The 26,440-nt window shown below is 42.7% G+C and carries 29 protein-coding genes; 10 read left to right on the top strand and 19 right to left on the bottom strand.

Annotation, left to right across the window (positions count from 1 at the left end; translation table 11 throughout):
* Nucleotides 1-71: 71 nt before the first annotated feature.
* Both H1R16_RS12055 and H1R16_RS12050 read left to right on the top strand, forming a co-directional pair.
* Entirely contained in the window at nucleotides 72-1,139 is a 1,068-nt protein-coding gene (locus H1R16_RS12055) for a 3-oxoacyl-ACP synthase III family protein (protein WP_181886300.1), read from the top strand.
* Nucleotides 1,140-1,208: 69 nt separating this feature from the next.
* Nucleotides 1,209-2,417, top strand: a complete 1,209-nt coding sequence (locus tag H1R16_RS12050) for a metallophosphoesterase (protein WP_181886301.1) — start codon at nucleotides 1,209-1,211, stop codon at nucleotides 2,415-2,417.
* A gap of 154 nt (nucleotides 2,418-2,571) precedes the next feature.
* On the opposite strand, the gene H1R16_RS12045 is transcribed toward H1R16_RS12050, so the two are convergent.
* Nucleotides 2,572-3,534, bottom strand: coding sequence for an NAD-dependent epimerase/dehydratase family protein (locus H1R16_RS12045; protein ID WP_181886302.1), 963 nt, complete (start codon nucleotides 3,532-3,534; stop codon nucleotides 2,572-2,574).
* Between the two features lie 88 nt (nucleotides 3,535-3,622).
* Here H1R16_RS12045 and ggt point away from each other — a divergent pair, with 88 nt between their 5' ends.
* Nucleotides 3,623-5,308 carry a gamma-glutamyltransferase gene (ggt, locus tag H1R16_RS12040; RefSeq protein ID WP_181886303.1) on the top strand — a complete coding sequence of 562 codons (1,686 nt, stop codon included), beginning with the start codon at nucleotides 3,623-3,625 and terminating at the stop codon, nucleotides 5,306-5,308.
* Between the two features lie 53 nt (nucleotides 5,309-5,361).
* Nucleotides 5,362-5,913: a hypothetical protein gene (locus tag H1R16_RS12035; protein ID WP_181886304.1), complete on the top strand. Its 552-nt coding sequence runs from the start codon at nucleotides 5,362-5,364 to the stop codon at nucleotides 5,911-5,913.
* Nucleotides 5,914-5,949: 36 nt separating this feature from the next.
* Here the strand turns inward: H1R16_RS12035 and H1R16_RS12030 are convergent, their stop codons facing one another.
* From H1R16_RS12030 to H1R16_RS12000, 7 genes are read right to left on the bottom strand one after another with little or no spacing between them, the layout of a single operon-like run.
* Nucleotides 5,950-7,377 carry an SDR family oxidoreductase gene (locus H1R16_RS12030; RefSeq protein ID WP_181886305.1) on the bottom strand — a complete coding sequence of 476 codons (1,428 nt, stop codon included), beginning with the start codon at nucleotides 7,375-7,377 and terminating at the stop codon, nucleotides 5,950-5,952.
* Entirely contained in the window at nucleotides 7,377-7,859 is a 483-nt protein-coding gene (locus H1R16_RS12025; RefSeq protein ID WP_181886306.1) for an SRPBCC family protein, read from the bottom strand. The genes H1R16_RS12030 and H1R16_RS12025 overlap by 1 nt, the downstream gene beginning before the upstream one ends.
* The gene (locus H1R16_RS12020) at nucleotides 7,856-8,569 is read right to left on the bottom strand and encodes a lycopene cyclase domain-containing protein (protein WP_181886307.1); all 714 of its coding nucleotides are present in this window, start codon (nucleotides 8,567-8,569) and stop codon (nucleotides 7,856-7,858) included. The genes H1R16_RS12025 and H1R16_RS12020 overlap by 4 nt, the downstream gene beginning before the upstream one ends.
* A gap of 9 nt (nucleotides 8,570-8,578) precedes the next feature.
* Nucleotides 8,579-9,046 carry a sterol desaturase family protein gene (locus H1R16_RS12015; protein ID WP_181886308.1) on the bottom strand — a complete coding sequence of 156 codons (468 nt, stop codon included), beginning with the start codon at nucleotides 9,044-9,046 and terminating at the stop codon, nucleotides 8,579-8,581.
* Between the two features lie 3 nt (nucleotides 9,047-9,049).
* Nucleotides 9,050-9,508, bottom strand: a complete 459-nt coding sequence (locus tag H1R16_RS12010) for a hypothetical protein (protein WP_181886309.1) — start codon at nucleotides 9,506-9,508, stop codon at nucleotides 9,050-9,052.
* A gap of 3 nt (nucleotides 9,509-9,511) precedes the next feature.
* Complete coding sequence (locus H1R16_RS12005; RefSeq protein WP_181886310.1) at nucleotides 9,512-10,357, bottom strand: phytoene/squalene synthase family protein; 846 nt, start codon at nucleotides 10,355-10,357, stop codon at nucleotides 9,512-9,514.
* A complete protein-coding gene (locus H1R16_RS12000; protein WP_181886311.1) occupies nucleotides 10,350-11,837 on the bottom strand; it encodes a phytoene desaturase family protein in 1,488 nt (495 codons plus the stop codon). Before H1R16_RS12000 ends, H1R16_RS12005 begins: the two co-directional genes overlap by 8 nt.
* 272 nt (nucleotides 11,838-12,109) lie before the next feature.
* Between H1R16_RS12000 and H1R16_RS11995 the strand changes: the two genes are divergently transcribed.
* Nucleotides 12,110-12,751, top strand: coding sequence for a MarR family winged helix-turn-helix transcriptional regulator (locus H1R16_RS11995; protein WP_181886312.1), 642 nt, complete (start codon nucleotides 12,110-12,112; stop codon nucleotides 12,749-12,751).
* 22 nt (nucleotides 12,752-12,773) lie between these two features.
* Here H1R16_RS11995 and H1R16_RS11990 read toward each other — a convergent pair whose 3' ends face one another.
* From H1R16_RS11990 to H1R16_RS11965, 6 genes are all read right to left on the bottom strand, one after another.
* Entirely contained in the window at nucleotides 12,774-13,622 is an 849-nt protein-coding gene (locus H1R16_RS11990; protein WP_181886313.1) for a diacylglycerol/lipid kinase family protein, read from the bottom strand.
* A gap of 36 nt (nucleotides 13,623-13,658) precedes the next feature.
* On the bottom strand, nucleotides 13,659-14,471 hold the full coding sequence (locus H1R16_RS11985; protein WP_181886314.1) for a DUF3298 and DUF4163 domain-containing protein: 813 nt from the start codon (nucleotides 14,469-14,471) through the stop codon (nucleotides 13,659-13,661).
* 71 nt (nucleotides 14,472-14,542) lie between these two features.
* A complete protein-coding gene (gyrB, locus tag H1R16_RS11980; protein ID WP_181886315.1) occupies nucleotides 14,543-16,477 on the bottom strand; it encodes a DNA topoisomerase (ATP-hydrolyzing) subunit B in 1,935 nt (644 codons plus the stop codon).
* A 250-nt stretch (nucleotides 16,478-16,727) separates the two neighbouring features.
* A complete protein-coding gene (lysS, locus tag H1R16_RS11975) occupies nucleotides 16,728-18,425 on the bottom strand; it encodes a lysine--tRNA ligase (RefSeq protein ID WP_181886316.1) in 1,698 nt (565 codons plus the stop codon).
* Nucleotides 18,426-18,534: 109 nt separating this feature from the next.
* Nucleotides 18,535-18,948: a c-type cytochrome gene (locus H1R16_RS11970; RefSeq protein WP_228451042.1), complete on the bottom strand. Its 414-nt coding sequence runs from the start codon at nucleotides 18,946-18,948 to the stop codon at nucleotides 18,535-18,537.
* Nucleotides 18,941-19,213, bottom strand: a complete 273-nt coding sequence (locus tag H1R16_RS11965; protein ID WP_181886317.1) for a hypothetical protein — start codon at nucleotides 19,211-19,213, stop codon at nucleotides 18,941-18,943. Before H1R16_RS11965 ends, H1R16_RS11970 begins: the two co-directional genes overlap by 8 nt.
* A 221-nt stretch (nucleotides 19,214-19,434) precedes the next feature.
* Between H1R16_RS11965 and H1R16_RS11960 the strand changes: the two genes are divergently transcribed.
* The 4 genes from H1R16_RS11960 (at nucleotide 19,435) to lipB (ending at nucleotide 21,782) form a co-directional block, all read left to right on the top strand.
* Nucleotides 19,435-19,752: a hypothetical protein gene (locus tag H1R16_RS11960; protein ID WP_181886318.1), complete on the top strand. Its 318-nt coding sequence runs from the start codon at nucleotides 19,435-19,437 to the stop codon at nucleotides 19,750-19,752.
* Between the two features lie 84 nt (nucleotides 19,753-19,836).
* Nucleotides 19,837-20,340, top strand: a complete 504-nt coding sequence (locus tag H1R16_RS11955; RefSeq protein ID WP_181886319.1) for a hypothetical protein — start codon at nucleotides 19,837-19,839, stop codon at nucleotides 20,338-20,340.
* A 98-nt stretch (nucleotides 20,341-20,438) separates the two neighbouring features.
* Entirely contained in the window at nucleotides 20,439-21,008 is a 570-nt protein-coding gene (locus tag H1R16_RS11950; protein WP_181886320.1) for an anthranilate synthase component II, read from the top strand.
* A 51-nt stretch (nucleotides 21,009-21,059) separates the two neighbouring features.
* Nucleotides 21,060-21,782 carry a lipoyl(octanoyl) transferase LipB gene (gene lipB / locus H1R16_RS11945; RefSeq protein WP_181886321.1) on the top strand — a complete coding sequence of 241 codons (723 nt, stop codon included), beginning with the start codon at nucleotides 21,060-21,062 and terminating at the stop codon, nucleotides 21,780-21,782.
* Nucleotides 21,783-21,800: 18 nt separating this feature from the next.
* Here the strand turns inward: lipB and H1R16_RS11940 are convergent, their stop codons facing one another.
* A complete protein-coding gene (locus H1R16_RS11940) occupies nucleotides 21,801-22,094 on the bottom strand; it encodes a putative quinol monooxygenase (RefSeq protein WP_181886322.1) in 294 nt (97 codons plus the stop codon).
* A 106-nt stretch (nucleotides 22,095-22,200) separates the two neighbouring features.
* Between H1R16_RS11940 and H1R16_RS11935 the strand changes: the two genes are divergently transcribed.
* Complete coding sequence (locus H1R16_RS11935; protein WP_181886323.1) at nucleotides 22,201-22,629, top strand: DUF4268 domain-containing protein; 429 nt, start codon at nucleotides 22,201-22,203, stop codon at nucleotides 22,627-22,629.
* 2 nt (nucleotides 22,630-22,631) lie between these two features.
* Here H1R16_RS11935 and gldG read toward each other — a convergent pair whose 3' ends face one another.
* From gldG to H1R16_RS11915, 4 genes are read right to left on the bottom strand one after another with little or no spacing between them, the layout of a single operon-like run.
* A complete protein-coding gene (gene gldG / locus H1R16_RS11930; protein WP_181886324.1) occupies nucleotides 22,632-24,299 on the bottom strand; it encodes a gliding motility-associated ABC transporter substrate-binding protein GldG in 1,668 nt (555 codons plus the stop codon).
* Nucleotides 24,300-24,304: 5 nt separating this feature from the next.
* Nucleotides 24,305-25,033, bottom strand: a complete 729-nt coding sequence (locus H1R16_RS11925) for an ABC transporter permease subunit (RefSeq protein ID WP_181886325.1) — start codon at nucleotides 25,031-25,033, stop codon at nucleotides 24,305-24,307.
* Between the two features lie 24 nt (nucleotides 25,034-25,057).
* Nucleotides 25,058-25,615, bottom strand: coding sequence for a CopD family protein (locus H1R16_RS11920; protein ID WP_181886326.1), 558 nt, complete (start codon nucleotides 25,613-25,615; stop codon nucleotides 25,058-25,060).
* A 39-nt stretch (nucleotides 25,616-25,654) separates the two neighbouring features.
* Entirely contained in the window at nucleotides 25,655-26,293 is a 639-nt protein-coding gene (locus tag H1R16_RS11915; RefSeq protein WP_181886327.1) for a hypothetical protein, read from the bottom strand.
* Nucleotides 26,294-26,440: the final 147 nt, after the last annotated feature.

Below are 26,440 nucleotides of genomic sequence, written 5' to 3'. Positions count from 1 at the left end.
AAATTTAGTAATATTTTTGGTTCTGCCCTGTAGATTTTAATTCATACATTTGCAGGTATATTTTTATTTAAATGCCGAGTACAATAATAATAGGTTCAGGAAGCTATCTTCCCCCGGTGGTAGTAGGTAGAGATCATTTCCTGGATACCGAATTCTACACCGATGAAGGCCAGCGCATCAATAAACCGAATCCTGAAGTCATCGATAAATTCGTTGAAATCACGGAGATTGAAACACGGAGATATGTAGATGACACCCAAATGAACTCCGACATCGGTCTGGCTGCCGCACAGGAAGCCATTCAGGATGCCGGCATCAATCCCGAGGAACTGGATTACATTATTTACGCCAGTAACTTTGGTGAGGTAAGTGAAAGCACACGCTCCAACTTCATGCCTAATATGGCTGCCCGCCTTAAGAATAAACTGGGAATAAAGAACCGCAAATGTATCACCTACGATATGATTTTCGGATGTCCGGGATGGGTAGAGTCCATGATTATGGCTAATCACCTGATTAAAGCCGGGGCTGCTAAAATGATTTTGGTGGTGGGTGCCGAAACTTTAAGCCGTGTTACCGACCCTTACGACAGAAACAAAATGATCTTCGCCGACGGTGCCGGTGCCGTAGTTGTAAAAGCTACCGAGGAGGAAAATGTGGGTATTCTGGAATATAACACAATCTGCGACAATGATGCGGAACTTACCTATCTGGAAAACGCACCCTCATTAAACAAGGAGGCCAACCAATTGCCGCTGTATGTACGGATGCAGGGACGCAAGATTTACGAATATGCGCTGAAAAATGTTCCTGTGGCTATGAAGGCCACACTGGACAACGCAGGTCTTCATATAGACGATATTAATAAGATCCTGCTGCATCAGGCGAACGCCAAAATGGACCATGCGATAATAGACAGACTTATGAAACTGTATGACCGCACGGATTATGACCAGATTATTGCCCCGATGACCATCCAATATTTAGGCAATTCTTCCGTTGCAACAGTACCTACAATGTTTAACCTTATTATAAAAGGTCAGATGGAAGGTCACAGCTTCAGGGAAAAAGGTAATATTCTGCTGGCATCAGTTGGTGCAGGCATGAATATTAACTGCATCGTTTACAGATTTCCATAAATAATATTTAATTAACTCATTTTAGGCACAAAATTTTCTAAGTTTTGTGCCTTTTTAGTCTTTAATCATATGCAAAGAAACTTTCTGATATTCACCGTCCTGATTTTTATTCTTGAATTCTATGTCTTTCAGGCCTTCCGGAATATTTTTGATAAAAGCGCGGCCAAAACAATGTACTGGATAGTTACCGTACTCACCTATGCAACACTAATTTATCTGATACTCACAATGAACCGGGCGGACCGCGAGCATCACAGGATACAGATTATTGTTTCCGTTTTCCTCATTTTCGTCCTGCCTAAGCTGTTTGTGGTGCTTATGCTCCTCATAGACGACATTTTGAGGCTGTTTCAGTTTGGTTACCAATATGTCACCTCAGATCCGGCGTCTGAATATCCGGGTCGCCGGAAATTCCTAAGCCTGGCCGGCATTGGCCTGTTCGGACTTGCTGCAGGTCTCTTTACCGACGGAATCATATTCGGGAAGTACAGACATAAAGCGAGAAAAGTGAAGCTTAAAATACCGAATCTGCCTGAAGCGTTGAAGGGATACCGCATTGTACAGATATCTGACCTGCACAGCGGCAGTTTCTTTAATCCTGAAAAGCTGCGTCCGGCTATAGAGCTTATTAACAGTCAGCAGCCTCATCTTGTACTTTTTACCGGCGATGTAGTCAATAATTATGCTGAAGAGTTTTCACGATTCATACCGCTGTTCTCAGAAATAAAAGCGCGCGACGGAAAGTTCACAGTTTTGGGAAATCATGACTATGGGCATTATGGAGAATGGGCTTCCAGGCAGGAACAGCAAGCAAATATACCTACGCTGATTCGATTACTGAAACAGGCAGGCTTCGAAACACTGCTTAATGAACACAGAAAACTGAATATTAGGGGCGAAGATCTCTACGTAATCGGCGTTGAAAATTGGGGCATCAAGCCGTTTCCTCAGTATGGAGACCTTAATAAGGCAACCTCCGGAATACCGTCCGAAGCTATAAAACTATTGATGAGCCATGACCCGTCCCATTTTGATGAAGTGGTGAAAAATCATCCGTCCAATGTACAGCTCACCATGTCGGGACATACACACGGGATGCAGTTCGGACTGGATCTGAAGAATATTAAATGGAGTCCCGTACAGTACCGCTATAAAAAATGGGCAGACCTTTATGAAAGCAATGGAAAGTACCTTTACGTGAACCGCGGTTTTGGAGTTATAGCCTACCCTGGACGTGTCGGTATTCATCCCGAAATTACAGTTTTCGAACTTACATAAAGTAGGAAATAGAAAGGGGAAATGCATTCAGCATTCCCCTTCTTATTAATTTGATTCTACACTCAGGTATATATCAATTGTTAAAGTACATTTTACTTTAAACTTACAATTAACTCATTATCATAATTATAAATCGGTTGTATTAAACCAATATTTAACTTCCGAGTTTAACCTTAAGATTCTTAAGCATATCTTTTGTCATGTCCGTAATATCGAAATCATACTTGAGACCCCAATCCTTTTTAGCTACAGAATCATCAATTGAAGAAGGCCAGGAATCGGCAATTGCCTGTCGAAAATCGGGCTTATAATCTATTTCAAAATCTGGCATTTCTTTTTTGATTTCTTCGGCCAGCTCATGCGGAGTGAAGGACATTCCTCCTAGATTATATGATGAGCGAACAGTCAGACTTTCCTTTGGTGCCGACATTAACTTCAGTGTAGCATTGATAGCATCATCCATATACAGCATCGGCATAGCAGTATCTTCGGAGATAAAACTGGTATATTTACCTTTCTCTACAGCTTCATAAAAGATTTCCACCGCATAATCTGTGGTTCCGCCACCTGCAGGAGTTTTCCAGGAAATCAGTCCGGGATAACGGATACTCCTGACATCCACACCATATTTATCAAAATAGTATTCACACCACTTCTCACCCGCCATCTTCGAGATTCCGTATACCGTAGTTGGATTCAATACCACATCCTGCCCTACATCATGTTTGGGAATTCCTTTACCGAATACGGCGATGGAACTGGGCCAGAACACTTTTTTCAGCATACCTTCACGCGCAAGTTCACAGAAATTAAGCAGAGGCTCTACATTCAGCTTCCAGGCGAACAGCGGCTGCTTTTCCGAAGTTCCGGAGAGCAGGGACGCCAGATGATACACTGTCGTAATTTCGTAATCCTTAACTACCTGCCTTACAAGCTGCGTATTGGATACATCCATCCTTTCATAGTAACCTGCCGACGTAAGGTTTTTGTCATAGCGGTCCAGTCCCGAAGCCACCACATTTTCGGCGCCATGTATTTCAACAAGTCTGTTTGTGAGCTCAGTTCCAATCTGGCCAAGGGCACCTGTAATAAGGATTTTTTCCGTGTACGACTCCATGTATATTGTTTAGAATTAGATGTTGGCAAATTTAGAAAATTTGATACGTTAATAAAAGTATTCTTTACTTTTGATAAAACTTCATGAGATGAAAAATACACTTTTCTTTATTCTACTTTGGCCGTGTGTCGCCTTTTCGCAGTTTACACAGATTAAAATTGTAAAGGAAGTCCGTACTAAAGACAAGGGCCTGATTGTAAGCGCTCATCCACTGGCCAGTGAAGCGGGTGCACTCATGTTAAGGAAGCAAGGCAATGCATTCGATGCCGCCGTAGCCACCCAGCTGGCGCTTGCCGTTGTCTATCCGCAGGCAGGAAATCTTGGCGGGGGCGGTTTTCTGGTCGCAACTAAAACAAATGGCGAAAAATTCACGCTCGATTACCGCGAAACTGCACCGTCAAAAGCTTACCGGGATATGTATCTCGACAAAAAAGGTAATGCAGATACCGACCTTTCGCAAAACGGAAGACTGGCGGTTGGAGTTCCGGGCTCAGTCGCCGGTTTTTTCGCCACTTTGAAACATTGCAAACTTCCAATGAAGGTTCTTATTCAGCCTGCAATTGAACTGGCTCAGAAAGGTTTCGCCATAACCGATCGCGAGGCATCCTTACTAAACAGAGAGATGCCGTCCTTTGAACGTCACAATAAAATACAGACCGTTTTTCAGAGAAAAAGTAAATGGAAGAAAGGAGATATATTAATTCAAAAAGATTTGGCAGAAACACTGAAACGTATTCAGAAAGAGGGTGCTGAAGGATTTTATCAAGGCGAGACAGCCCGGCTTATAGTAGCTGAGATGAAACGGGGCAATGGTATTATTGAGATGGGAGATCTGAAGAATTACAGAGTTATAGAAAGAAAACCCATCATGTTCAACTATAAAGAAAATGAGATTCTGTCGATGCCATTACCATCAAGTGGTGGTATTTTACTGGCGCAAATGCTGAAAATGTCGTCTTTTGAAAATCTTGGAAACCACAGGCATAATTCGCCGGTAGCGGTTCAGATCATGGTAGAAGCCGAGCGCCGCGCCTTTGCCGACCGCGCGGAATATATGGGAGATCCCCATTTCATTGAAGACAGGACACAAATGCTTATTTCCGATGACTATCTGAAAAAACGCTGGAAAAGTTTTGACAGAAATTGGGCCACCCCCAGTGCGGCAGTCGGCAAGATTACAAAGCAGCCGGAGGAGTCTACCGAGACCACACACATCTCTATTCTGGACCGTGAAGGCAATGCTGTGGCTGTTACCACAACTCTTAACGGGCTTTACGGAAGCAAAGTGGTCGTAGCGGGCGCGGGTTTTTTCCTGAATAATGAAATGGATGACTTCTCAATAAAACCCGGTGTGCCCAATATGTTCGGTGCAGTGGGCGGTGAGGCAAATTCGGTTCAGCCCGGAAAGAGGATGCTCAGTTCAATGACACCTACAATTGTTTTGAAAAACGGTAAACCTTTTATCATTGTAGGAACTCCGGGCGGCACAACAATCCCTACATCAGTTTTTCAGTCGATAGTAAATATTGTGGATTTTGGATTGAATGCCGCCGATGCTGTAAATTCACCAAAATTCCATCACCAGTGGCTTCCCGAAGGTGTTCTTGTTGAAAGGACGTTTCCAGAAAAGACAATAGAGTCACTGATCAAAAAGAATTACAGTTTTGTTAAAACGGAACAGATTGGCAGGACAGAATTGATCGTCATTGATGAAAAAGGTGTGGCCACAGCAATTGCAGACAGTCGCGGTGATGATTCTGTAGGTTTAGAGTAGAATTAGTTTATAAAATAGATTGAATATAGAGCCCTTATATTTTAATGTCTTACATGGTTAATGTCCTCCAAACAGCAAGAAATTATTTTAAATGGATTTTAATACTTGGTCTTTTGCCATGCATTCTATCATTTCTGCTGTATCTTCAAATCAACGATATCTCAAAGAGCAAAGATGATTTCAATATATCAACAGGAAAAATTGACATTGTGGGCTTTACAGAAAAAGTTCATAAAGGGAATGCTTACAAAAGACTTCCTATTAAAAGCAAAACTAAAGTTCTTTTTGTTAAATTAAAAGGAAATGGCAACTTGTATTCCTTCTTATCAAAGGATAAGAAGCAATATGACAAAATTTTCTCCATCCTTAACGAGGACGATCTGGTGAGAATTTACCATAGTCCACCCGTTAAAACTCAGAATACCATTGACATTATTCAGCTTGAAAAAGATGATAATGTTTTAATTGACAAATCTATTTTTGACGAAAAAAGGTATGTACAAATAAAAATCACTTTAATAATTTTAGCCGTGTACTTTGGCTTTCCGCTTTTATTTTTTATTCTATCGGTTATTGAGCAACGAAAAATACATGGTAAGCAATAAAAGACTTTTCTTGAAGTATGTTTCGGGCAAATTTTGTTACGCACCGGCAAGTTTTCGCAGCATCCCGTTAAAAATAAGCCCGTGAAAGGGCAGAACCGCATACCAGTACAGTCTTCCGGACAAACCCAACGGTCTGAAAGTAGCTTCCTGATGCAGGACACCATCCTTAATCCGGAATTCCAGCCACGCTTCACCGGGAAGTTTCATTTCGGCAAAAAGCAAAAGTCGCTTTTCATTCTTATCAGCATAAAGAACCCGCCAGAAGTCTACTGAATCACCGGCTTCCAGATCATCAAAATTCCTGCGGCCGCGGTGCAGGCCTACGCCCCCGAACATCTTATCCAGAAAACCTCTGATTCTCCAAAGGAAATCAGCATAATACCAACCTGTATTTCCACCAATGCTGAAAACACGGCTTATGGCAGCATTTTCATCATCAACCTTCATTGAACGGATATCTTTAAAACAACCCTTCGAGGGAACTTCAAGGTACTGCCACACATTGCGTGCATGAAACGGGCCGGTGAATGAATCGTACCAGCTGGACAGTACGTTGTTCTGCTTTATTTTGTCGAAAGCCATCTCAATGGCTTCCCTATACGAAAACAGCTTAATTCCAAGCTGTTCAGAGAGCGTATTCGGTTCTGCTATTACATTTATTTTCATACTGTCCACCAGATTTTTCGCTAAAGGATAACTGGTGCTTGTAATGAAGTAAAGCCAGTAGGAAGACAGTTTTGGTGTCATAACCGGAACCATATAAATTCTCCTTGTCAGGCCACGGACGCTGGCGTACTGCAGCAGCATCTGTTTATACGTCAAAATATCCGTACCCGCTATGTCGTAATTTTTATTGAAGGTAAAATCTTTGCCAAGTACACCTACCAGAAACTGAATCACATTCCGGATAGCGACAGGCTGACATTTTGTGTCGAGCCATTTAGGTGCAATCATCACCGGAAGTTTCTCTACCAGATCACGTACAATTTCAAAAGATGCGCTGCCGGAGCCAACAATGATGCCTGCGCGCAGACTTGTAAGTGCATATTTATGACTTTTGAGAGACTCTTCTACCCTTTTACGCGACTCTAAATGTTTGGACAGTTTTTCTTCGTTTACGATACCCGTCAGGAAAATAACCTGCTTTACCTGTGTCTGTTCCATGGCTGCCCGGAAATTATCCGCAGACTGCTTTTCCTTTTCAGCAAAATCGCCCTCGCCGGAGGACATGGAATGAACAAGGTAATAGGCTACTTCTACATCCTCAGGTATATTGTTTAATGTTTGGGAGTCCAGGAAATCATTCTCAACGATTTCCAATCGCTCCATGTGATTTTTGTAAAGGCGCGTACCAAACCTTCTGCGGTCGCGCACAGAACATACCACGGTGTGACCTTCTTCCAAAAGCTGGATCAGTAAGCGCTTGCCAATATAACCTGTGGCACCGGTGAGAAAAATCTTCATTATATGAACAGTTGCTTCAAAATTTTATGGCGGCTTTCGAAAATGAAAACCACCCGGTTCTTCACCACTTTACCTGCAAGTATATCGCCAATAATTCCAAAAGGCATCTTAAAGTTAACAATATCTGTCATCACTACATTTCCATCTTCAGTTTCCGTAAAATGGTGCTCATGATGCCACATGGAATACGGTCCGAACCGCTGTTCATCAACAAAGAACTTTTTCGGTACAAAGTGCGTAATTTCTGTAATCCAGTTGCTTTTCACAAAAGGTAATATCCCAATAGTATAGGTAATTATCTGACCCTGATAGGTATGCAGACCCGGATTATTGGTAATGCTGAATTTCATTTCTGCAGGAGTAATGCGGTCCAGATTACCGGGAACCGTAAAAAAAGCCCAGGCCTCATCAAGTGAGATCGGCAATAGTTGCTCAGAAGTCAGCGTGTAAATTCCGGACTGTTTGCTAATTTTCAGATTCATTCTATCATTGTTAAAGGATTCTGCCATTTTTTTTTCAGATACTCAAAGACCAGTACAATACCGTACAAAAGTGCGAAACAGTAAAAACTGTCTTCCAATGGCATGGTTCCTACGCGGATACCTAAATTTTCCGCATTATCATAGAAAACCACTGGCTTTACTGAATAGTTGCCTGTAAGAGCATTATTAACGAAATAGAACGGAATATAAATTACCAGGAAGCTTATATAAAAACGAGAAGCATACTTCCACCTGAAAATAATCTGCAACATCAGAAGCAGGGCAAAAATGCCGAAGGCAGTAAACGTATAAATTTTATCAGTGTTGAAAATTGCCACAACCGAACTCAAAACAAAGAGGAACAGTGAGAGATACTGAGAAACCGATTTACTTAGTACAACCTTAGGCAGAAAATACTCCAGTGCATAGTGAATAAATACGCTGGCATACGGAATCAGCAGGAAAAACAGATACTCTTCCAGCGGCATTTCCGCAATGCGGACGCCGATGAGATAGTCATCATTAAAACCCCAGACACCCAGATGAGTGAACCAGATGTCCCACGCAATGAAAAATAGACCAACAATAAGGATTGCCGAAAAAAAAGGCTTCCAGTACTGGATAAAATGCATACGTTTCCTTTCAAAACTGAAAAGGAAGGGAATCAGAAAACTAAAAACGTCTAATAACAGATAGTAGTAATGCTGCAAGATGAATGATTATTTAGTGGAAGATTTTGCCTCGCGAAAATAGCGCAGCGGCACGAAGAGCATACCGAAGCATTCACCCTGTTCCCTGCCCAAATGTTTATGATGGATTTTGTGTGCTTTCCGCAAACCGCGGAAATACCAGTTATTGGTATTGTCGAACCATTTAAAGCGGCGGTGAATAAGCACATCGTGTACCAGAAAATAGCACATTCCGTACAGAAAGACGCCCAAACCTACGAAAAACAGCCAGTTCAGTCCGTACCAGCTTCCGAAGTAGCAAAGTGCCATACAAGGCACCGCAAAAACAACGAAGAAGAAGTCATTCTTTTCAAAAACATGAGGATAACCGGGCTGATGGTGATCTTCGTGAAAGTACCATCCCAGCCCATGCATGATATATTTGTGCGTAAGCCAGGTTACACCTTCCATACCGATAAAAACAGCAAGTGTAATTAAAATATACAGCAGTATTTCCATTGTTTACATCTTAAAATAAGACTTGATTTTGCTGATCAGGTAAGGATCTGATGTCCTTTTCACTTCAGAAAGAATGAACTTTTTGTCCGAGGCCAGATCAGTGCGGTATCCGAGCGCGGCAGGCGCCTGGTCCTGACTCATAAAACGCATAAACCGTATTTCCAGATTTTTAGGGTCTTTTTTGACCGCTTCATTCAAAGCTTTTCGGCCTTTATTGAAGTAAGAATATTGGGTAATCGGGTTAGACGAATGTTTTGCCATCAAAAAATTTCCCAGCGCAAAGAAGGCCAGCGAAATAGGTTTACTGCCGGTATCGTAACTCTTTCGCGAATCTTCAAAAAGAGCTTTGGACGCCGCAGCCGAATGTTCACCCTGCTGCATCAGTTTGCGGAAACGGTCTACCTCCTGCCCGCTTAAAGCGGCAAAAGCACAGAACAGCGCTATCGTATATAATCTTTTCATAATTTAGACCAGATTCAAATTCTTGTTTAGCATCATTTCGCCGAAAAGATAAAGTTTTCGCGCATTAGACACCCGGATTCTTTTGGTGAGTAACATATCAGGCTCCGTATTCCGTATTTTCCTGAACAGGTTCATATAATATTTGTAAGCCATGAAAACTGCAATCCTGCTGGAAATAGGCAGCATTTTAATCCCCACAAAGGCATGTGCAAAATCTTTGGCAATATCTGCCTCAATCTTATTCTTATCGGCAAGGCTAAATTTACGGAAATCTACCTCAGGAAAATAGGTTCGGTTAAGATCGTTATAATCTGGCGCGATATCACGCAGAAAATTAATCTTTTGAAACGCCGCGCCCAGACTTTGCGCGTAAGGTTTCATTTTTTCGTACTCTTCATCGTTACCATCCACAAAAACCTTCAGACACATGAGGCCCACCACTTCCGCACTGCCATAAATATATTCATTGTATTTGTAATCATTTAGATCCCGTATTTCGCCCAGGTCCATACGCATGGAAGCCAAAAATGAATCTACCAGATGCTGGGGAATATTTTTTTCCTGCTGAGTTCTTATGAAAGAATGCAGTATCGGATTCAGCGATATCCCTTTGGAAATGCCGCTACTGTAACTGTTTTCAAACTCGTCCAGAAGCTGCGCCTTGTCGTAACCGTGAAAGGTATCCACAATCTCATCAGCAAATCTTACGAAACCATAGATATTGTAAATATGCTGCCTTATCTCCGGTTTGAACAGCGTGGAAGCCCTGGCGAAGGAGGTACTGTATTTTTCTGTGACCATTTTAGAAGAGAGGCCGCAGACCGCATGGAAGATGTCTAAATTATTCATATTGTGCTGTTGGTGATTTGTTGTTTTCGGTCTTCAGGATATACTCAGCTACAACCTTCCCGGATATCAATGCCGGAGGAACACCCGGCCCTGGCACGGTAAGCTGTCCTGTATAAAAAAGGTTACCTAGCTTTCGGTTATTAATTTGGGGCCGCAATACCGAAGTTTGCAGCAACGTGTTTGCAAGTCCATACGCATTTCCCCTGCACGAATGATACCGTTCCCTGAAATCCTGCACTCCAAAGCTCTTTTTAAACACAATGGCGTCGCGCAGGTCCTCGCCGGTGTTGGTTTTTATACGTTCCAGAATCAGCTCAAAGTAACGGTCATGTATCTCCTGCGAATCCTGCAGATCCACCGCCACCGGAATCAGGAAAAAGCCGACCTCATGACCTTCCGGACAAAGTGTTGCATCCGTTTTGCTGGAGAAATTGGCATAGAAAAGCGGTTTTTTGGGCAGGGTGCCTGTGTCGTAAATCTCTCGTGCATGATCTTCGAAATCTGTATCGAAGAAGAGGTTATGGTGCTGAAGTTTCGGTACTTTTCTGTTGAATCCCACATAATATAAAAACGATGAAGGTGCGAAAGTCTTCTTCTGCCAGTATGATTCTGAATAATTCCGCAGGCTGCTGTCCAGTAAAGTTTCTGTATGAGCATAATCGGCACCGGAGATTACGATATCTGCCTGGAAAGTTGAGTTCTTTGTAAGTACAGATTTTGCACGGTCGCCATCATATTCAATGGAAACCACTTCTTCATTAATCAGAAACTGTACACCCAGTTCCTCAGCTAATCTGTGAATCCCTTTCGCCACCGCATTAAATCCACCTTTGGGATACCAGGTTCCCAGCCCGAAATCGGCGTGGTTCATAAAATTATAAAAGGCCGGCGTATCAGACGGTTTTGCTCCCAGAAAGAGCACAGGGAACTCCAGAATGCTGCGCAGTTTGGGATTTTTGATGTTCCTGCGTACCGTTTGAGAAATGTTTTTAAAAAATAAAGGGAGACGTGTGGCAGTTTCGAGACTTACCAGTTCCAGCAGCGATTTCCCTGGGTTATAAACCAAATCCGTCATCGCGATTTTGTAATTGGACTGCGCTTTGGTCATAAAGTCCCGAAGGTGGGCGCCACTACCCTTTTCAATCTGCTCAAATGTATTAATTATCCCTTCCGGATTGTCATCAATATCCACATAATCATCCTGTCCAAAATAGACGCGGTAAGCGGGGGAAAGCTTTTCCAAAGTATAGTAATCCGACACCCTGCGGTTAAAATCGGCGAAAAATCTTTCAAAAATGTCCGGCATCCAGTACCAGCTGGGACCCATATCAAACCGGAACCCCTCGGCCTCCAGCAAAGATGCACGGCCACCAATCTGCTCATTTTTCTCCAGGACCGTTACACTGTAACCCGCATTAGCCATATAACAGGCGCAGGCAAGCGACGAAAATCCGGAACCTATTATAATTACTTGTTTCATCAGGTTAATCAACTAGTACAAAAATATACTTTTAAAATACATTTAGAAATATATTTGCCTATATTTACTATAAGCATTTTCAATAATAAATATATGAATTTTTAACAAGCTGAATTTCAACTGATAAGTCAAATGAAAAAAGATGTACCTACTTTCTGTATCCAATTTTGGCATAAAGTCCCATTCTCAGTATCTTTGTATATCTAACTAAGCCTGCTGCAGTAAACCAGTAGTAAAAACTAAACCGCAATAACCAGCAGGATCAGTAAACCATGGAACTTCACCTAATTATCGAAATTCTGACCGAACTGGATGCATTTCAGCAAAATCATCCCAGCAGCCAGCCCAGTCTGGAGGATTTCCGAATGCACCTTAACCAAAGAGCCTACCAAAAAGAGAATCCCAGGAACTTAACTGATAAATTTGACCTGGATGTCTATGATTTGGAGAATGAAATTGCCAAACAGGTGATTATGCTTGGGCGCTATTCAAAACAGCTGATCCGCAAGTCACTGGAAAATCACGCGACACTGGTGAACGAGGACTTTACCTATCTGTTCCGCATGATGGATTATGACAGCCTTACAAAGATGCAGCTCATTGAAAAAAATGCGCACGAAAAGCAAACGGGTATTGAAATAATAAAACGTCTTGTAAAAAACGGCCTCTTTGCCGAAAGCCCTGACGAAAACGACAAACGGAGCACAAGAATTTCGGTGACTGAAAAGGGTAAAAAAGTTTTCCTGGAATCAATGCAGGACATTACCAAGGTTTCCAAGATCATGTGTGGCCGCCTGAACCAGAAAGAAAAGGAAAGCCTGCTTTCGTCACTTAAAAAACTGAACACCTTTCATCACACGGTTTATTCCAATTTCAGGAATGAAGATACCAACGAGATTCTGAAACTGATCTAGTCCACGTAGCAAACAACGACAATTAAACTAAAATTTTCAGGCTTTTAGGCAATATTTTGATGTGAACAGGTGACTTAATGTTCACACCCTCACCATCCAGATGCCAGACTTCCGTATCTGCCTCGAAACGTATTTCGGGTACCGATAGATAGCTGATATACTGATTGGGAATCAGCTTCTTTGTAAACATTCTGTACGCAAATAAAGGTGCATGTGCGAAGGGAAACTTCTTCACTAAAGCAATTTCCAGCAGTCCGTCGCTGTGACTGGCTTGGGGTGCGATGAAGGCATTATTACCAAACTGGCGCGTGTTTGCAACATTAACCATAAGGTACTGGCCATCATATTTACTGTATTTCTCCTCAAACCGTACATTTACCGGCTCGTAAGTCCTGTATTTGGCAACAGAGGTACGGATGTAATTACCAAATCCTCTGGACGTTTTCTCGAAAGCCTGGATTATTGCACCGTCAAAACCGGTACCTGAAACATTAACTGAAAACCTGCCGTTCACCGTAAAGGTATCAACCTCGATAAATTTTCCGTTCAGGATTTTTGTCAGTAAGCTGCCGAGATCTTTAGAAAACTTCATCTCGCGCGAAAATCCGTTGCCTGAACCGGCCGGAAGTATAGCCAGAAGTTTCTTCGTATTAATAAGTGCGGAAGCCACGCTTGAAATTGTTCCGTCGCCGCCTACGGCCACAAAAACATCTACATCTTCGAAATGCTCTAAAATAAAATCATTTGTTGAATGCACCGAATGGGAAATATGATACAGCGGATCTGACACCCTGGACCTGAGTTCCCGGAGGAAATTGTCGGCATTGTTTTTAGCGGAATTCGGATTGATGATGAATGCGAAGCGGTACATACGCACAAAAGTAATTAAAGAAACGTAGAATCCTACTTATTTAATTCCTATCCTGGCTTTAAAATCAGGTCGTAAAGCAGCGGAGATTTTCGCTAACGGAACTGCAACAGGAATTATACCGGAAGCATACGGACCAATTTCGTACTGTCCGTACACGAAAGTCAGATGACGGTCATCAAAAAAGAAATTTTGGCTATAGGTTAATGTTGCCGGTTCAAAAAGTTCCTCCTTTCTGGATCCCACAGCTTCCAGCAAAATCTTATTCCACTGCACCGCTTTTACATCAACAATATCCTCCAACACCATATTTTTCTGCGCCATAAGGTCTACAGTTCGGTAGTTCTCAAATGCGTAGCCATGAGCACCGCCCGTATATCCATAACCTGTGTACTGAACAATCAGGAAGCCGTGATGATTGCTGAATAATGTCATAGCAGAATGCTGGTCCCACTTCTGCGGACGTTCCGGCATAAAATCGCGGTACTCATTTTTTGAATCGTAAAAGTACTTTTGCATGCGTGCCGTGGCAGATTTCTGCAGGGTGGATAAAGAATAATCGGAAAGTACTTTTTTATCATTAAAAAGAACATCAGAGTATAAACTGTCAAGAACCGGTTTATTAACGCCGTTAAAAACCAATAATTTCTGACTGTATTCCAAGGTAAGTGTTGGTGAAATTACTGCAGAATCTGCAACAATAAGTGAATCTGCAGAAAATGCAGTCGGTTTGTTGATGTTTTCATCTTCGGTGTTCACACTAACATCCGACTGCGATTCAGCGGAGGCCTTTTCGGAGCATCCCACAGACATTAGCGCAGCCACAGCAAATGCTGAAAGTAATCGTTTCATTGTAATTGTTTGAGCTGTAAAAGCAAAAAACCGTCCAAGCGGGACGGTTTTGCATATTGCAGTGATTGTTATTAAACATCAATCCGCGCATACTTCGCGTTCTTTTCAATAAAATCCCTTCTTGGCGGCACCTCGTCGCCCATAAGCATGGAGAAAATACGGTCTGCCTCGCCGGCATTATCAATAGTTACCTGTTTCATGGTACGGTGCTCGGGATTCATTGTGGTTTCCCAAAGCTGCTCAGCATTCATCTCACCAAGACCTTTATAACGCTGTACATCAACGCCTTTTCCGTCCGGAGCTATTTCCAGAGTATACTCTTCACGCTCCTTTTCGTTCCAGGCATAAATTTTCTTATTACCTTTCTTCAGCAGGTATAATGGTGGAGATGCAATATAAACATAACCCTGCTCAATAAGTTCCTTCATATAGCGGAAGAAGAAGGTAAGAATCAGTGTGGAGATATGCGAACCGTCCACATCAGCATCCGTCATGATCACCACTTTATGGTATCTCAGTTTGGAAAGATTAAGTGCTTTACTGTCTTCTTCAGTTCCTACCGATACGCCGAGTGCCGTATAGATATTCTTGATTTCCTCATTATCATAAACCTTATGGATCATGGATTTCTCTACGTTCAGGATCTTACCACGCAATGGCAGGATCGCCTGGAAATGTCGGTCACGGCCCTGTTTGGCAGTTCCACCTGCGGAATCTCCCTCTACAAGGTAAATTTCAGAAATCGCAGGGTCCTTGGAAGAACAGTCTGCGAGTTTTCCCGGAAGTCCGGCACCACCCATCGGTGATTTTCGCTGCACCATTTCACGTGCTTTCTTTGCTGCCTGTCTGGCTTTAGCGGCCAGGACCACTTTCTGCACAATCAGTTTTGCCTCGTTGGGATGTTCCTCCAAGAAGTTAGTAAGCATTTCGCCCACAATCTTATCTACTGCACCAGCAACTTCAGAGTTACCCAGTTTGGTCTTGGTCTGACCTTCAAACTGAGGTTCCATCACTTTTACAGAGATAATCGCCGTAAGTCCCTCACGGAAATCGTCACCCGTAACTTCTACCTTTTCCTTGGCCGGAATACCCAGTTCGTCTGCGAATTTCTTCAATGTTCTCGTAAGTGCACGTCTGAAACCAGTAAGGTGCGTACCACCCTCATGGGTATTGATATTATTTACATAGGAATGAAGGTTTTCGTTGAATGACGTGTTATAACGCATTGCAACCTCTACAGGAATATCATCCCTTTCGCCTTCCATAAAGATCACATTATCCATAATGGCTTCACGGTTTCCGTCGATGAACTCAACAAATTCCTTAAGACCACCCTCAGAGTAAAATGTTTCATGCTGAAGCGACCCGTCCTCATTCTTTACCCTTTCGTCTGTAAGTGTAATGGTGATTCCGCGGTTCAAAAATGCCAGCTCACGTAAACGGGTTGCCAGCGTATCATAATTAAACACGATTTCCTGAAAAATCGTATCATCAGGTTCGAAGAAAACCTCAGTTCCTCTCTCAGTTGTGGTCCCTATTTCTTTAACAGGGGCCAGTGCGGCGCCGCGTGAATATTTTTGCTGATAAACTGTGCCGTCGCGGTTTACAGTAGCAATCAGAGAAACGGAAAGTGCATTTACTACAGAAACCCCTACTCCATGCAATCCACCGGAAACCTTGTAGGAATCCTTGTCAAACTTACCACCTGCACCAATCTTGGTCATTACCACTTCCAGAGCCGATTTCTGCTCCTTCTCGTGAAAATCTACCGGAATACCACGGCCGTTATCCTTTACGGAGATTGACTCACCTTCATGAATCGTAACGGAAATAGTATCACAGTGTCCGGCCAGTGCCTCATCAATGGAATTATCCACCACTTCATAAACCAAATGATGCAAACCTCTTAATCCTACATCTCCGATGTACATAGATGGCCTCATCCGCACGTGTTCCATACCCTCAAGGGCCTGAATACTGCTCGCTGTATATTGTTTCTGACTCATACTGCTTAATTCTTGCTGCTGCGATTTAACAGACAGCAAAATATTTGTTTAATATATAATTTAATGATTGTTTTTGCGGTTTGCAAAGACTTACAAATATCGCGATTTTTAGCCGGATATAAAAGTTAAAAAGTGTTATTTAAAACGATATGAAAATCATCAGAAAAGTCCACTGTAAAAACCACAAGGAACGATCTACTTTAAACAAAAATAACGGACCAAGGCCCGTTACTATCTGCATAAATATTTTCTAAAGCGACTGAATCAGGATATTATCACCTGACTTTTCTACCTTTATCATTTCAAATTTTGTGAGGTTTTTTGTGGCCTTATCCCACTTTTTTCCGGAAAGCTGTGCACGCTCCTTCACTTCTGACAACTGCATCGCGTCTTCCTGAGAATTGAGAATCTCTAAAATCACCTTTTCGTCCTCCCCTAATTCAATCTGCGGGACTGTTTTTTCCGGTTTCATCTGGGGGAAGAAAAGCACCTCCTGAATTGAAGCATTATTGGTAAGGAACATAATTAACCTATCCATACCAATACCCAAACCTGAGGTTGGCGGCATTCCATATTCCAGTGCACGCAGGAAGTCATTGTCAATGAACATCGCTTCGTCATCTCCACGTTCCGAAAGCGCCAGCTGCGCCTCGAAACGTTCGCGCTGATCAATTGGGTCATTAAGCTCCGAATAGGCATTGGCCACCTCTTTTCCGCAGATCATCAGTTCAAAACGCTCGGTCAGACCTTCTTTACTCCGGTGTTTTTTTGTTAAAGGTGACATTTCCACAGGATAATCGGTGATGAAGGTAGGCTGGATGAAGTTACCTTCACATTTCTCGCCAAAAATTTCATCGATGAGTTTTCCTTTACCCATCGTTTCATTAACCTCAATGCCAATGGATTTCGCAAATTCAAATAGTTCCGTTTCGGATTTTCCGGTTATGTCGAATCCGGTAAATTTTTGAATGGCCTCCGTCATCGAAATTCGGGCAAACGGTGCCTTAAAACTGATCTGATGTTCACCGAAAGTGGCCTCGGTGGTTCCGTTTACCTGGAGGGCACAGAATTCCAGCAGTTTTTCTGTAAAAGCCATCATCCAGTTATAGTCTTTATACGCCACATAGATTTCCATCACTGTGAACTCGGGATTGTGCGTACGGTCCATGCCTTCGTTTCTGAAGTTTTTGGAAAACTCATAAACACCATCGAAACCGCCAACAATCAGTCTTTTCAGATAAAGTTCATTGGCAATTCTTAGATAAAGCGGGATATCCAGTGCATTGTGATGCGTGATAAAAGGACGGGCAGCCGCTCCTCCCGGGATGGGCTGAAGCACAGGTGTTTCCACTTCGAAATAGCCTGCATCATTAAAAAATGAGCGCATGGCGGTGAAAAGTTTGGTTCTTTTCACGAAAACCTCCTTCACATGCGGATTAACGATTAGATCCACATAACGCTGGCGGTACCGCAGTTCGGCATCATTAAACGCATCGTGAACCACTCCATTTTCGTCGGTACGGGGTTGTGGCAGCGGACGAAGGGATTTTGTCAGAATCCTGAAATTCTTCACCATAACGGTCTTCTCGCCCACCTGCGTATTGAAAAGTTCACCTTCGATACCAATAATATCACCGATATCCAAAAGGTGTTTATAAACTTCGTTATACATGGTCTTGTCTTCGCCCGTACAGATTTCGTCTCTGTTAAAGTATACCTGAATACGGCCTTCAGAATCCTGAAGCTCAGCAAAACTTGCTTTACCCTGAATTCTTCTGGACATCAGACGGCCAGCAATCTGCACCTGTTTACCTTCAGAGAAATCTTCCTTTATACTTTTGGTAGTCGCTGAGATTTTATATTCCTCCGCCGGAAAAGCGTCGATTCCCATTTTCTTCAGGGTTTCCAGCTTCTCTCTTCTGATGATTTCCTGTTCTGATAACTGCATGTTTGCTTGCTTTTTAAGTGTGCAAATTTAGTTAAATTTCTGCAGTAATCGGAACAGCCGGGCATAAAAAAGCAGCCTTGCAGGCTGCTGAATATTGCTTTGCTAAGGTCTAATTTACCCGCAGACTCAGTATATATTCCACCATTTTCTTTGCGTTGTCGCGGCTCATGCCGGGGTGCGCAGACATTGGCACACTTCCCCACACACCGCTGCCGCCATCAATTATTTTGCCGGCAAGCAGTTCAAGGTTTTGCGGATTATTATCATAACGCCCTGCAATCTCCCGGTAAGAAGGACCAATCAGTTTATCGTCTGTTTTATGGCAGGTCAAACAGTCAGTTCCTTCAATGAGTGATTTACCTTCTGCAATTCTGGCCGACGGATCTACCGGTACCGTTTCCTGTACCTTCTCCGGCGCGGATGCGGGTGGTGCATTGAAGTCAGGCACCGATGAGCTTTCCTGTTTACCGCATGAAGTCATCAGTAGACCTGCAGATATACAGGCCGTGAAGAATTTAGTCATTTCCTGACGGTTTGGATTTATCTGTCGCTCCCGTAGATGTAGTTCCGGAAGGATATGGCTTTATGGTATCGCCACTGGCATTAGGTCCGGGACCGTCGAAGGTAGAAGTAGCGGTTGGTTCGGAGATGGTCTGGGTAGTATCCATTTCAGAAACTTCCGGCTCTGCCAGCATTGTGTTACTGTCTTTTTGATAAGAATCCTCTTTTTTACTGCAGCTCGCCGCGATCAGTGCAACTGCGAAAGTTAAAGTAAGTAGCTTTTTCATAATGTTCAAATTTTAACAAAAATAAGACTTTAGGTTTTAAATTGGGGCCGAACTGAGAAAAGTGGTAATAAATAATGTCTTATTTTTAATTGTTATAATTATAAATATATCAGAGTCAAGAATTTAGACAAAGTGCTTCGTACCTTTGACTCGTGAAACGGCTGACCGTCTTTTTGTTTCTGACAATTTACCTTCTCTCATTTACGGAGGTACAGCAAATAATGAAATTCCCCAACCTTGTTTCGCATTTTCTGGCGCATAAAATCATCAACAGCAACACGACCGTATTTTCCTTTTTAAAGATGCATTATGTTGATGAGCATCCTGTGGATGCTGATTACGACCAGGATATGAAATTACCTTTCAAAACTCACGAGACAAATTCAGTAGTCGTAAATCCACTTACCATCCCGGGAGATTTTACATTTTCGCTGTTAAGTCCTGCGATATTCAGGGAGCGAAAAGGTATTCTGTCCCGTAGTTTCATTTATGCTTCCAATACGCTGAACAGCATTTTCCGCCCACCGATTTTTGTTTAAATAATCAGCAGAAGAAACCTTTTCCATTAATCAATCGAAAAGTGTTTCGCATTTCTCCATTACTTAAACTTTAAATCATTCAAAATGAACAATACACATCTGCATTTGGTGGTTAACCATTTGCCTATTATATTTCCTGTTGTAGGAATAATTCTTCTTGTCATCGGTATTTTCACAAAAACCGAAGTATCAAAACGCAACTCCTATTTCATTTTCATACTGGGTGCCCTTGCCTCAATTGCTGCCATGGCTACGGGTGAAGGTGCCGAAGAAGGTGTAGAAAACCTTCCGGGCGTTGCCGAAAGCCTTATTGAAACCCATGAAGAAGCAGCTGAACTTTTTGCCGGTCTGTCTTATATCTTAGGCGGAATAAGCACAGTAGCGCTTTTTGCGAGCTTCAGGAACTATATTTTTTCCAAAATAATGCCTTTTACTGTAGTTTTATTTGCCCTCGCGACATTGTTTTTCGCTCAGAAAGCCGGCACAACCGGTGGCGAAATCCGTCATACGGAAATCAGTTCCACCGGTACTTCGCAGATCATCGGGGAAGACATCAAAAAAGAAAGCAATCATCATGATAAAGAATAAAATAGAACTTAGGTCATAGTAACAGTTTTTGACAAACCTGATAATTGTCCGGACTTTGCCGCGCAATCCGGCAAAGTCTTTTTTTATACTTTTGTGCGATGAAGATTCTGATTCTGGATAATTACGACAGTTTCACCTACAATTTGGTCCAGATGACGGAGCAAATCACGGGCAAGAGGGTTCATGTAGCCAAAAACGATGAAATCAGTGTGGCTCAGGCAGCGAATTTTGACAAAATCATCCTTTCACCCGGTCCTGGAATACCTTCTGAAGCAGGAATACTTGAAGAACTGATTCGGGACCTTCACCAGCAAATTCCTATACTTGGGATATGCCTGGGTCTTCAGGCCATTGCAGAAACCTTTGGCGGAAGCCTTATCAACCTGAAAGAAATATTTCATGGCGTAGCTACACCGGTGACTATTCTGAATACCGAATGTAAACTTTTCACAGGTATTCCTCAAAATTTTGAAGCCGGACGATACCACAGCTGGGCGGTACATCCTGAAACATTTCCAAAAGAACTTGAAGTTACCGCTGTAGATGGTGACGGAATAATTATGGCGCTGCAACACCGGAACTTAGATGTGCATGCGGTGCAGTTTCACCCGGAGAGCGTTCTCACTCCGGAGGGAAAAAAGATTATTTCTAATTTTCTGCGTAGTTAATATTCACTGCATAGGATAATAAACATTAAATTTGTACCTTTAAATCAGACCATGACAGCAACCCAAAACAGAAGCCTCAATTTTAGTGACCTTGGTTTAATGGATTATCTGCCCGCTTTTGAATACCAGGAAAAGCTTATGAAGGAAATCATCGACATTAAACTTGCTAACCGCGAAAAAAGTGAAAGTGAAACTGTTGAGACGCCCAATTATCTTCTGTTTGTTGAGCATCCGCATGTTTACACCATCGGAAAATCAGGTGATGAGCACAATATGCTGGCGAATTCGGCAAAGCTTAAGGAAATTGATGCTACCTATGTGAAGACCAACCGTGGCGGCGATATTACCTATCACGGTTTCGGCCAACTCGTGGGCTATCCTGTTCTGGACCTGGATAATTTCAAGTCGGATATATTCCTGTACATGCGTAATCTGGAAGAAGTAATCATCCGCACGATCGCAGAATACGGACTGACCGGCGAGCGGAGTGAAGGTCAGACCGGTGTCTGGATGGACGTGGGAAAACCCTACGCCAGAAAGATTTGCGCGATGGGAGTAAAAACGTCCAAATGGGTTACCATGCATGGTTTCGGCCTGAACGTGAACACCGATTTACGCTACTTCGAATACATCATTCCCTGCGGTATAAAAGATAAGGCTGTTACTTCACTGCAGCGTGAACTTGAGAGGAAATTTACCGACGAAGACATAGCTGAACTGAAGGAAAAAATCAAAAAGCACTTTACCGAGGTCTTTGAAGCTACGCTGATCTGATTTACACAGCCAGTTAACTTATAATGTTTTGTATCCTTTGTAAACCTGCACGGAATCCTGGAGTAACGGAGCAGCCTGCTTGCGGAAGTCCATCAGATGTTCGCTCACATTATGCTGTTGGTGATGTTCTGCCGAACGCCAAAGTTCAACAATAAAAAATACACCTTTCTGATCTGCATCTTCCACCAGGTCGTACTGCAGGCAACCTTCTTCTTTACGGGTTTCGTAAACGAGTTTGTTCAGGATCTCTACCGCGTCCATCAGATAATTTTCCCTGAAACGGAACAGGGCAACAATATAAAGTTCTTTCATTTTTTAAATCTGCGCACAAAAGTAAGCAAAAAGGTAAGCCCTGCACGGTGTCAGGCATGAATAAAATCCTTATGTTAGTGCAAATAATGTTTAGACTTTATCACTTATGTTTTCAAAACAGGAAGCTCAGCAGTTAAAACAGGAGTTCTGGACCGCCTTCGGCAAAAGTTTTCCGAGAAAATGGATCCTTTACGATACCAAGATCAAGGATTTCTCCTTTAAATTTTTTGCAGACAACAAGAAGGCAGAGGTCTCACTTGACCTAGAAATGAAGGACGAACTGTTCCGCAATGCCTATTATGAGAAAATATGGTCTCTGGAAAACATGCTGGAGGAACATGTAGGCGAGTTTTATAAAGACGAATTCTATACCCTTGAAAACGGCAAAGTAATCTCGCGGATATGGGTATCAAAGGACGACGTTTCCATTTTCAACAAAAATACCTGGCACGAGATCTTCGAATTCTTTGTCGAAAAAATGGAAGGCTTTGAAAGGTTCTATTATGAATATGAGGATTTTATAAAGGATGTATAGCTTTATGAAAATCTGCGTTTCCTGAACCAGAAAAACAAGGCACCTAGCGATCCTATCACAACCAAAGGTAGCAGTAAATTAACCCATTGCCAGTAGCTTTTGTCGTAATCGATACGCTGGCGGTCCAAAAGACGGGCCTCAATATTCCTGTTGCGGAGCTCCATAAGGTTAGCATCATCCAGAAGGAAGTCCAGCGCGTTACTCAGGAACTGTCCGTTGCCGTAGCTTTGTTTCGTAAGCAGATCTTCACCCAGTGGAAGTGGCTTGCCTTTCAGGACCTGGTTCCGTCCAACATCACCGTCTGAAATCACGATCATTTTATTTTCCGAACTCTGCTTCCTGAAACCCGGATAAGACCTGGACTCGATACGGTTGGCATAAGCTGAGGTAAATTTTCCCTGAAGCGAGACCGCAAATATCTTAGGTGTGCTTGGCTTTTCGAAAGCGGCAACTGAGTCTGCACTTACGATTTCCGAAAGGGACACATAGTTAGGAACCGGCTTTACAAAAGTCCTTTCACTGCTTTCAAAAAGCACTTCGGTCTTAATGCCGGGGCGGCCCAAAGTATCAATAGCAGTTGGGAATTCAAATTTAACAGGATTGATATTCTTGGTAATCGGGTTATTCCTTTCGGCGATCCCCAATGGGAAATAAGGCCAGAGGAATGAGCTGTACTGCGGATTGCCGGCAACCTCACCGGAAACTATACGTAGTAACGCTGATTTCTTCATGTCCTTCACCAGACCCGGATTAATACGGACGCCATAATTGAAAAAGAAATCGTTCATATTGGTCTCAATGGGATAAGCCATGATCTTTTTCGACCTGTAAAGTGTATCCATTTCAGCATTCACAGCATCCATCATCCAAAGGGTCTTCCCCCCATTCATAATGTACTGGTCCAGCACCACCTTTTCACCGTCAGTAAAAGGTTTGCGGGGCTTCGCGATCACCAGTGCGTCCATCTGCTTCAGCCTGGGAACATCTGCCACGGTAAGTTCGGTTCCGCTCTCGGGAATGATTGGCCCCGCGTTGTAATTCTGAAGCGCCATCTGCATAAAACCCTGAAACTCTTCGGGTCTCAGTTCGTCCTGGTTAATCAAAATACCCACATTCTTGCGGCTGTTGCGGGTGATGTCTTTGATATTTGAAATCAGGCTGTATTCCAGACCTTCGATTGATTTGCTTAGCTGTTCTACAGGATCCAGCCCTGCCTGGTTTACGATAAGCGGAATTGAAGAACCGTAGGTTTCGTATTTCAGGACTGCATAGGGAAACATGACGATCTGACGGATTTCGCCATCCTTCATATCCGGTAACACCGAAGGCTGCAGACCCATGGCCATCAACGTATCCTGTGATATCTTGGTTTTAATAGGGTCGATGAATTTATAGTCAATCTTAGGATTTATCTTGCGGAATTCTTCCAGCATAAAGCGGGTTTCATTCTGCAGCTGTCTGAAACTTGCCGGGAAGTCACCTTCCAAATAAATCTCTACCATTAGTGGCTTATCTACAGATTTTAAAACTTCCTGAGAGGATTCAGAAAGTGTATACCGTTTCTCTTCCGTAAGGTCCAGCCTGAAACTGAACAGACCGTAGGCACCCAAAAGCAGAATTACCGCTGCAATGATATATAAAACTGTATTCTTTTGCATTTTCAACTTCATAACAATTACTTATTCTTTTCAACAAAAACTTTAGACAGAAAAAGACAGATGCCAATAACCAGCAGAAAATAGCAGATGTCCCGCAAATCAATCAGCCCTCTTGTAAAACCCAGGAAATGCTGGTAGAAGCCCAATCTGGACAGGATATAATCTGCGCCGCCAAGCAGTTTATAACTTGCGAGCTGCTCTATACCAAAATAAAGGATGAAACACATAAAGACACCGAGCAGGTAAGCCATAATCTGGTTCTGCGAAAGGGCCGAGGCCAGGATTCCCACCGCAGCAAAAGCCGCGACCAGGATAATCAGTCCAAAGTAGCTTCCCATGGTTGCTCCCATATCCAGATTTCCCTGGGGCACACCCAACACGTAAACCGTGTACAGGTAAACCAGCGACGGTAAAAGGCATAGTACTCCTACAAACCAAACCGCAAAAAACTTAGCGGTAACGATTTCCGAAATGCGAACCGGTTGCGAGAAAAGCCACTGAAGTGTCCCGCCCTGTCTTTCCTCGGCCAATGACTTCATGGAGAGCGCCGGAATGACAAACATCAGCAGCCAGGGAACCAGCACAAAGTAACTTTGCAGTGTGGCTGTACCGATATCGAATATATTTGAATCATTTTCAAAAAAGAAGAGAAAGAGAGTCCCGATTAAACTGAAAGCCGCAATAATGACCCATGCGCTCCAGTTGCCGAAATAAGTCCAAAGTTCTTTTTTAAATATTGCTGTCATTTATATTGAATTATAATGATGTTTTTATCCGTTAAGCTTTTTTTTCCTGCTGTTCACCAGCTTTACGGTGAGCATAATGGTCAGAACCACTACCGCAAATCCGGCCAGAAGCTGCCACCAGTACTCTATTACCATTGATTTTAAAATTACAGTGAAAACAACCAGGAAGAGTATAAAGGTTGCGACTTCGTTGGCCTGCCTCAGTTTAATGTTGGCCGTAGGAAAAGTGGCTCCTGCCAGGGTCTTCATTTTCAGAACCTGTTTCCAGGACCAGTAATGATAGGAGCCCAGGGCAAGCAGGAAAGTCAGTTTAAGATGAAACCAGGGTGTTTTCATCAGGCCAAAATTCAGAATGATAAGTGTAAGACCACTAAGCAGCATAATGATTCCCGCGGGAACTGTGATGATGTTCCATAATCTGCGCGTCATGAACAGGTATTGCTCGCGCAGGATCTTCTTCTTTTCATCCTGAAATTCGTCAGTATCTTTATAGTACACAAAGAGTCTGACCAGATAGAAAAGTCCGGCAAAATAGCTGACCATAAAAATGATGTGAACGGCTTTGATGACGGTGTAGAGCATCCAAAAAATTTAAGCGCAAAGATATGAAATTGAAGCTAATTAAAACTTGTACACCAGTTTTATATCAATATCAAAATTGAACTTTGTCCCTTCCCTGGGAGCGTCAGATATAATCGGGAATCCATCTATCGGAGGTTCCGATTCCGTTAGATTGACAGCGTTCCTGTATTTTTCATCAAGATATCTTAGTCCAAACCCAATTTTGGGCATGAAGGCGATTCTGGAAGTTTCTTTGTGCAGTAATATGCTGTAGGTCAGATTTGCACCGGTTTTCGATCTTTCCACATTCGCAGCATCTGCCCAATAGTACTTGTAATCATCGAAAAAATAACTGTGGGTAAGTGTACGGTTGGCACGAATGTAGAAAAAATCGGCGCCTACAAAATGTTTCAGAACGGAATCGGGTGCCAGACTGTAATAAAACGCAGGACGGAGTTCATAAGAGGTAAAGTCCTCACCTATTTTAACCGGGGCAACTACAATACCTTTTGCACCATATCCCATGTCGACTCCTACGCGAACGCGGTCACTAATTTTATGAATGTACCCTAGTGTCCATCGCTGGTTAATAAATGAACTCATAAGACCGAAAGTGGCCATCGATTTCTTTTCTTTGTCCTGTGCAGAAAAACATCCGAAAAACAAAAGAAAAATGAGGAAGTGGAATTTATGCTTCATAATCTAATTAGATTTTGGGAAGAATTTATTTATTAACGATTCAGAATATCAAGATTCCTGCGGAATGACAAAGTTTCTGCTTCTTTATGTTATGGTAAAAGAGCAACGGAAAACAAAAAAAATCGCTGTCCTGGAGACAGCGAAATT

It is taken from the genome of Marnyiella aurantia (genome assembly GCF_014041915.1).
Classification (GTDB): domain Bacteria; phylum Bacteroidota; class Bacteroidia; order Flavobacteriales; family Weeksellaceae; genus Marnyiella; species Marnyiella aurantia.
This window is presented reverse-complemented; position numbering and strand designations above follow the sequence as displayed.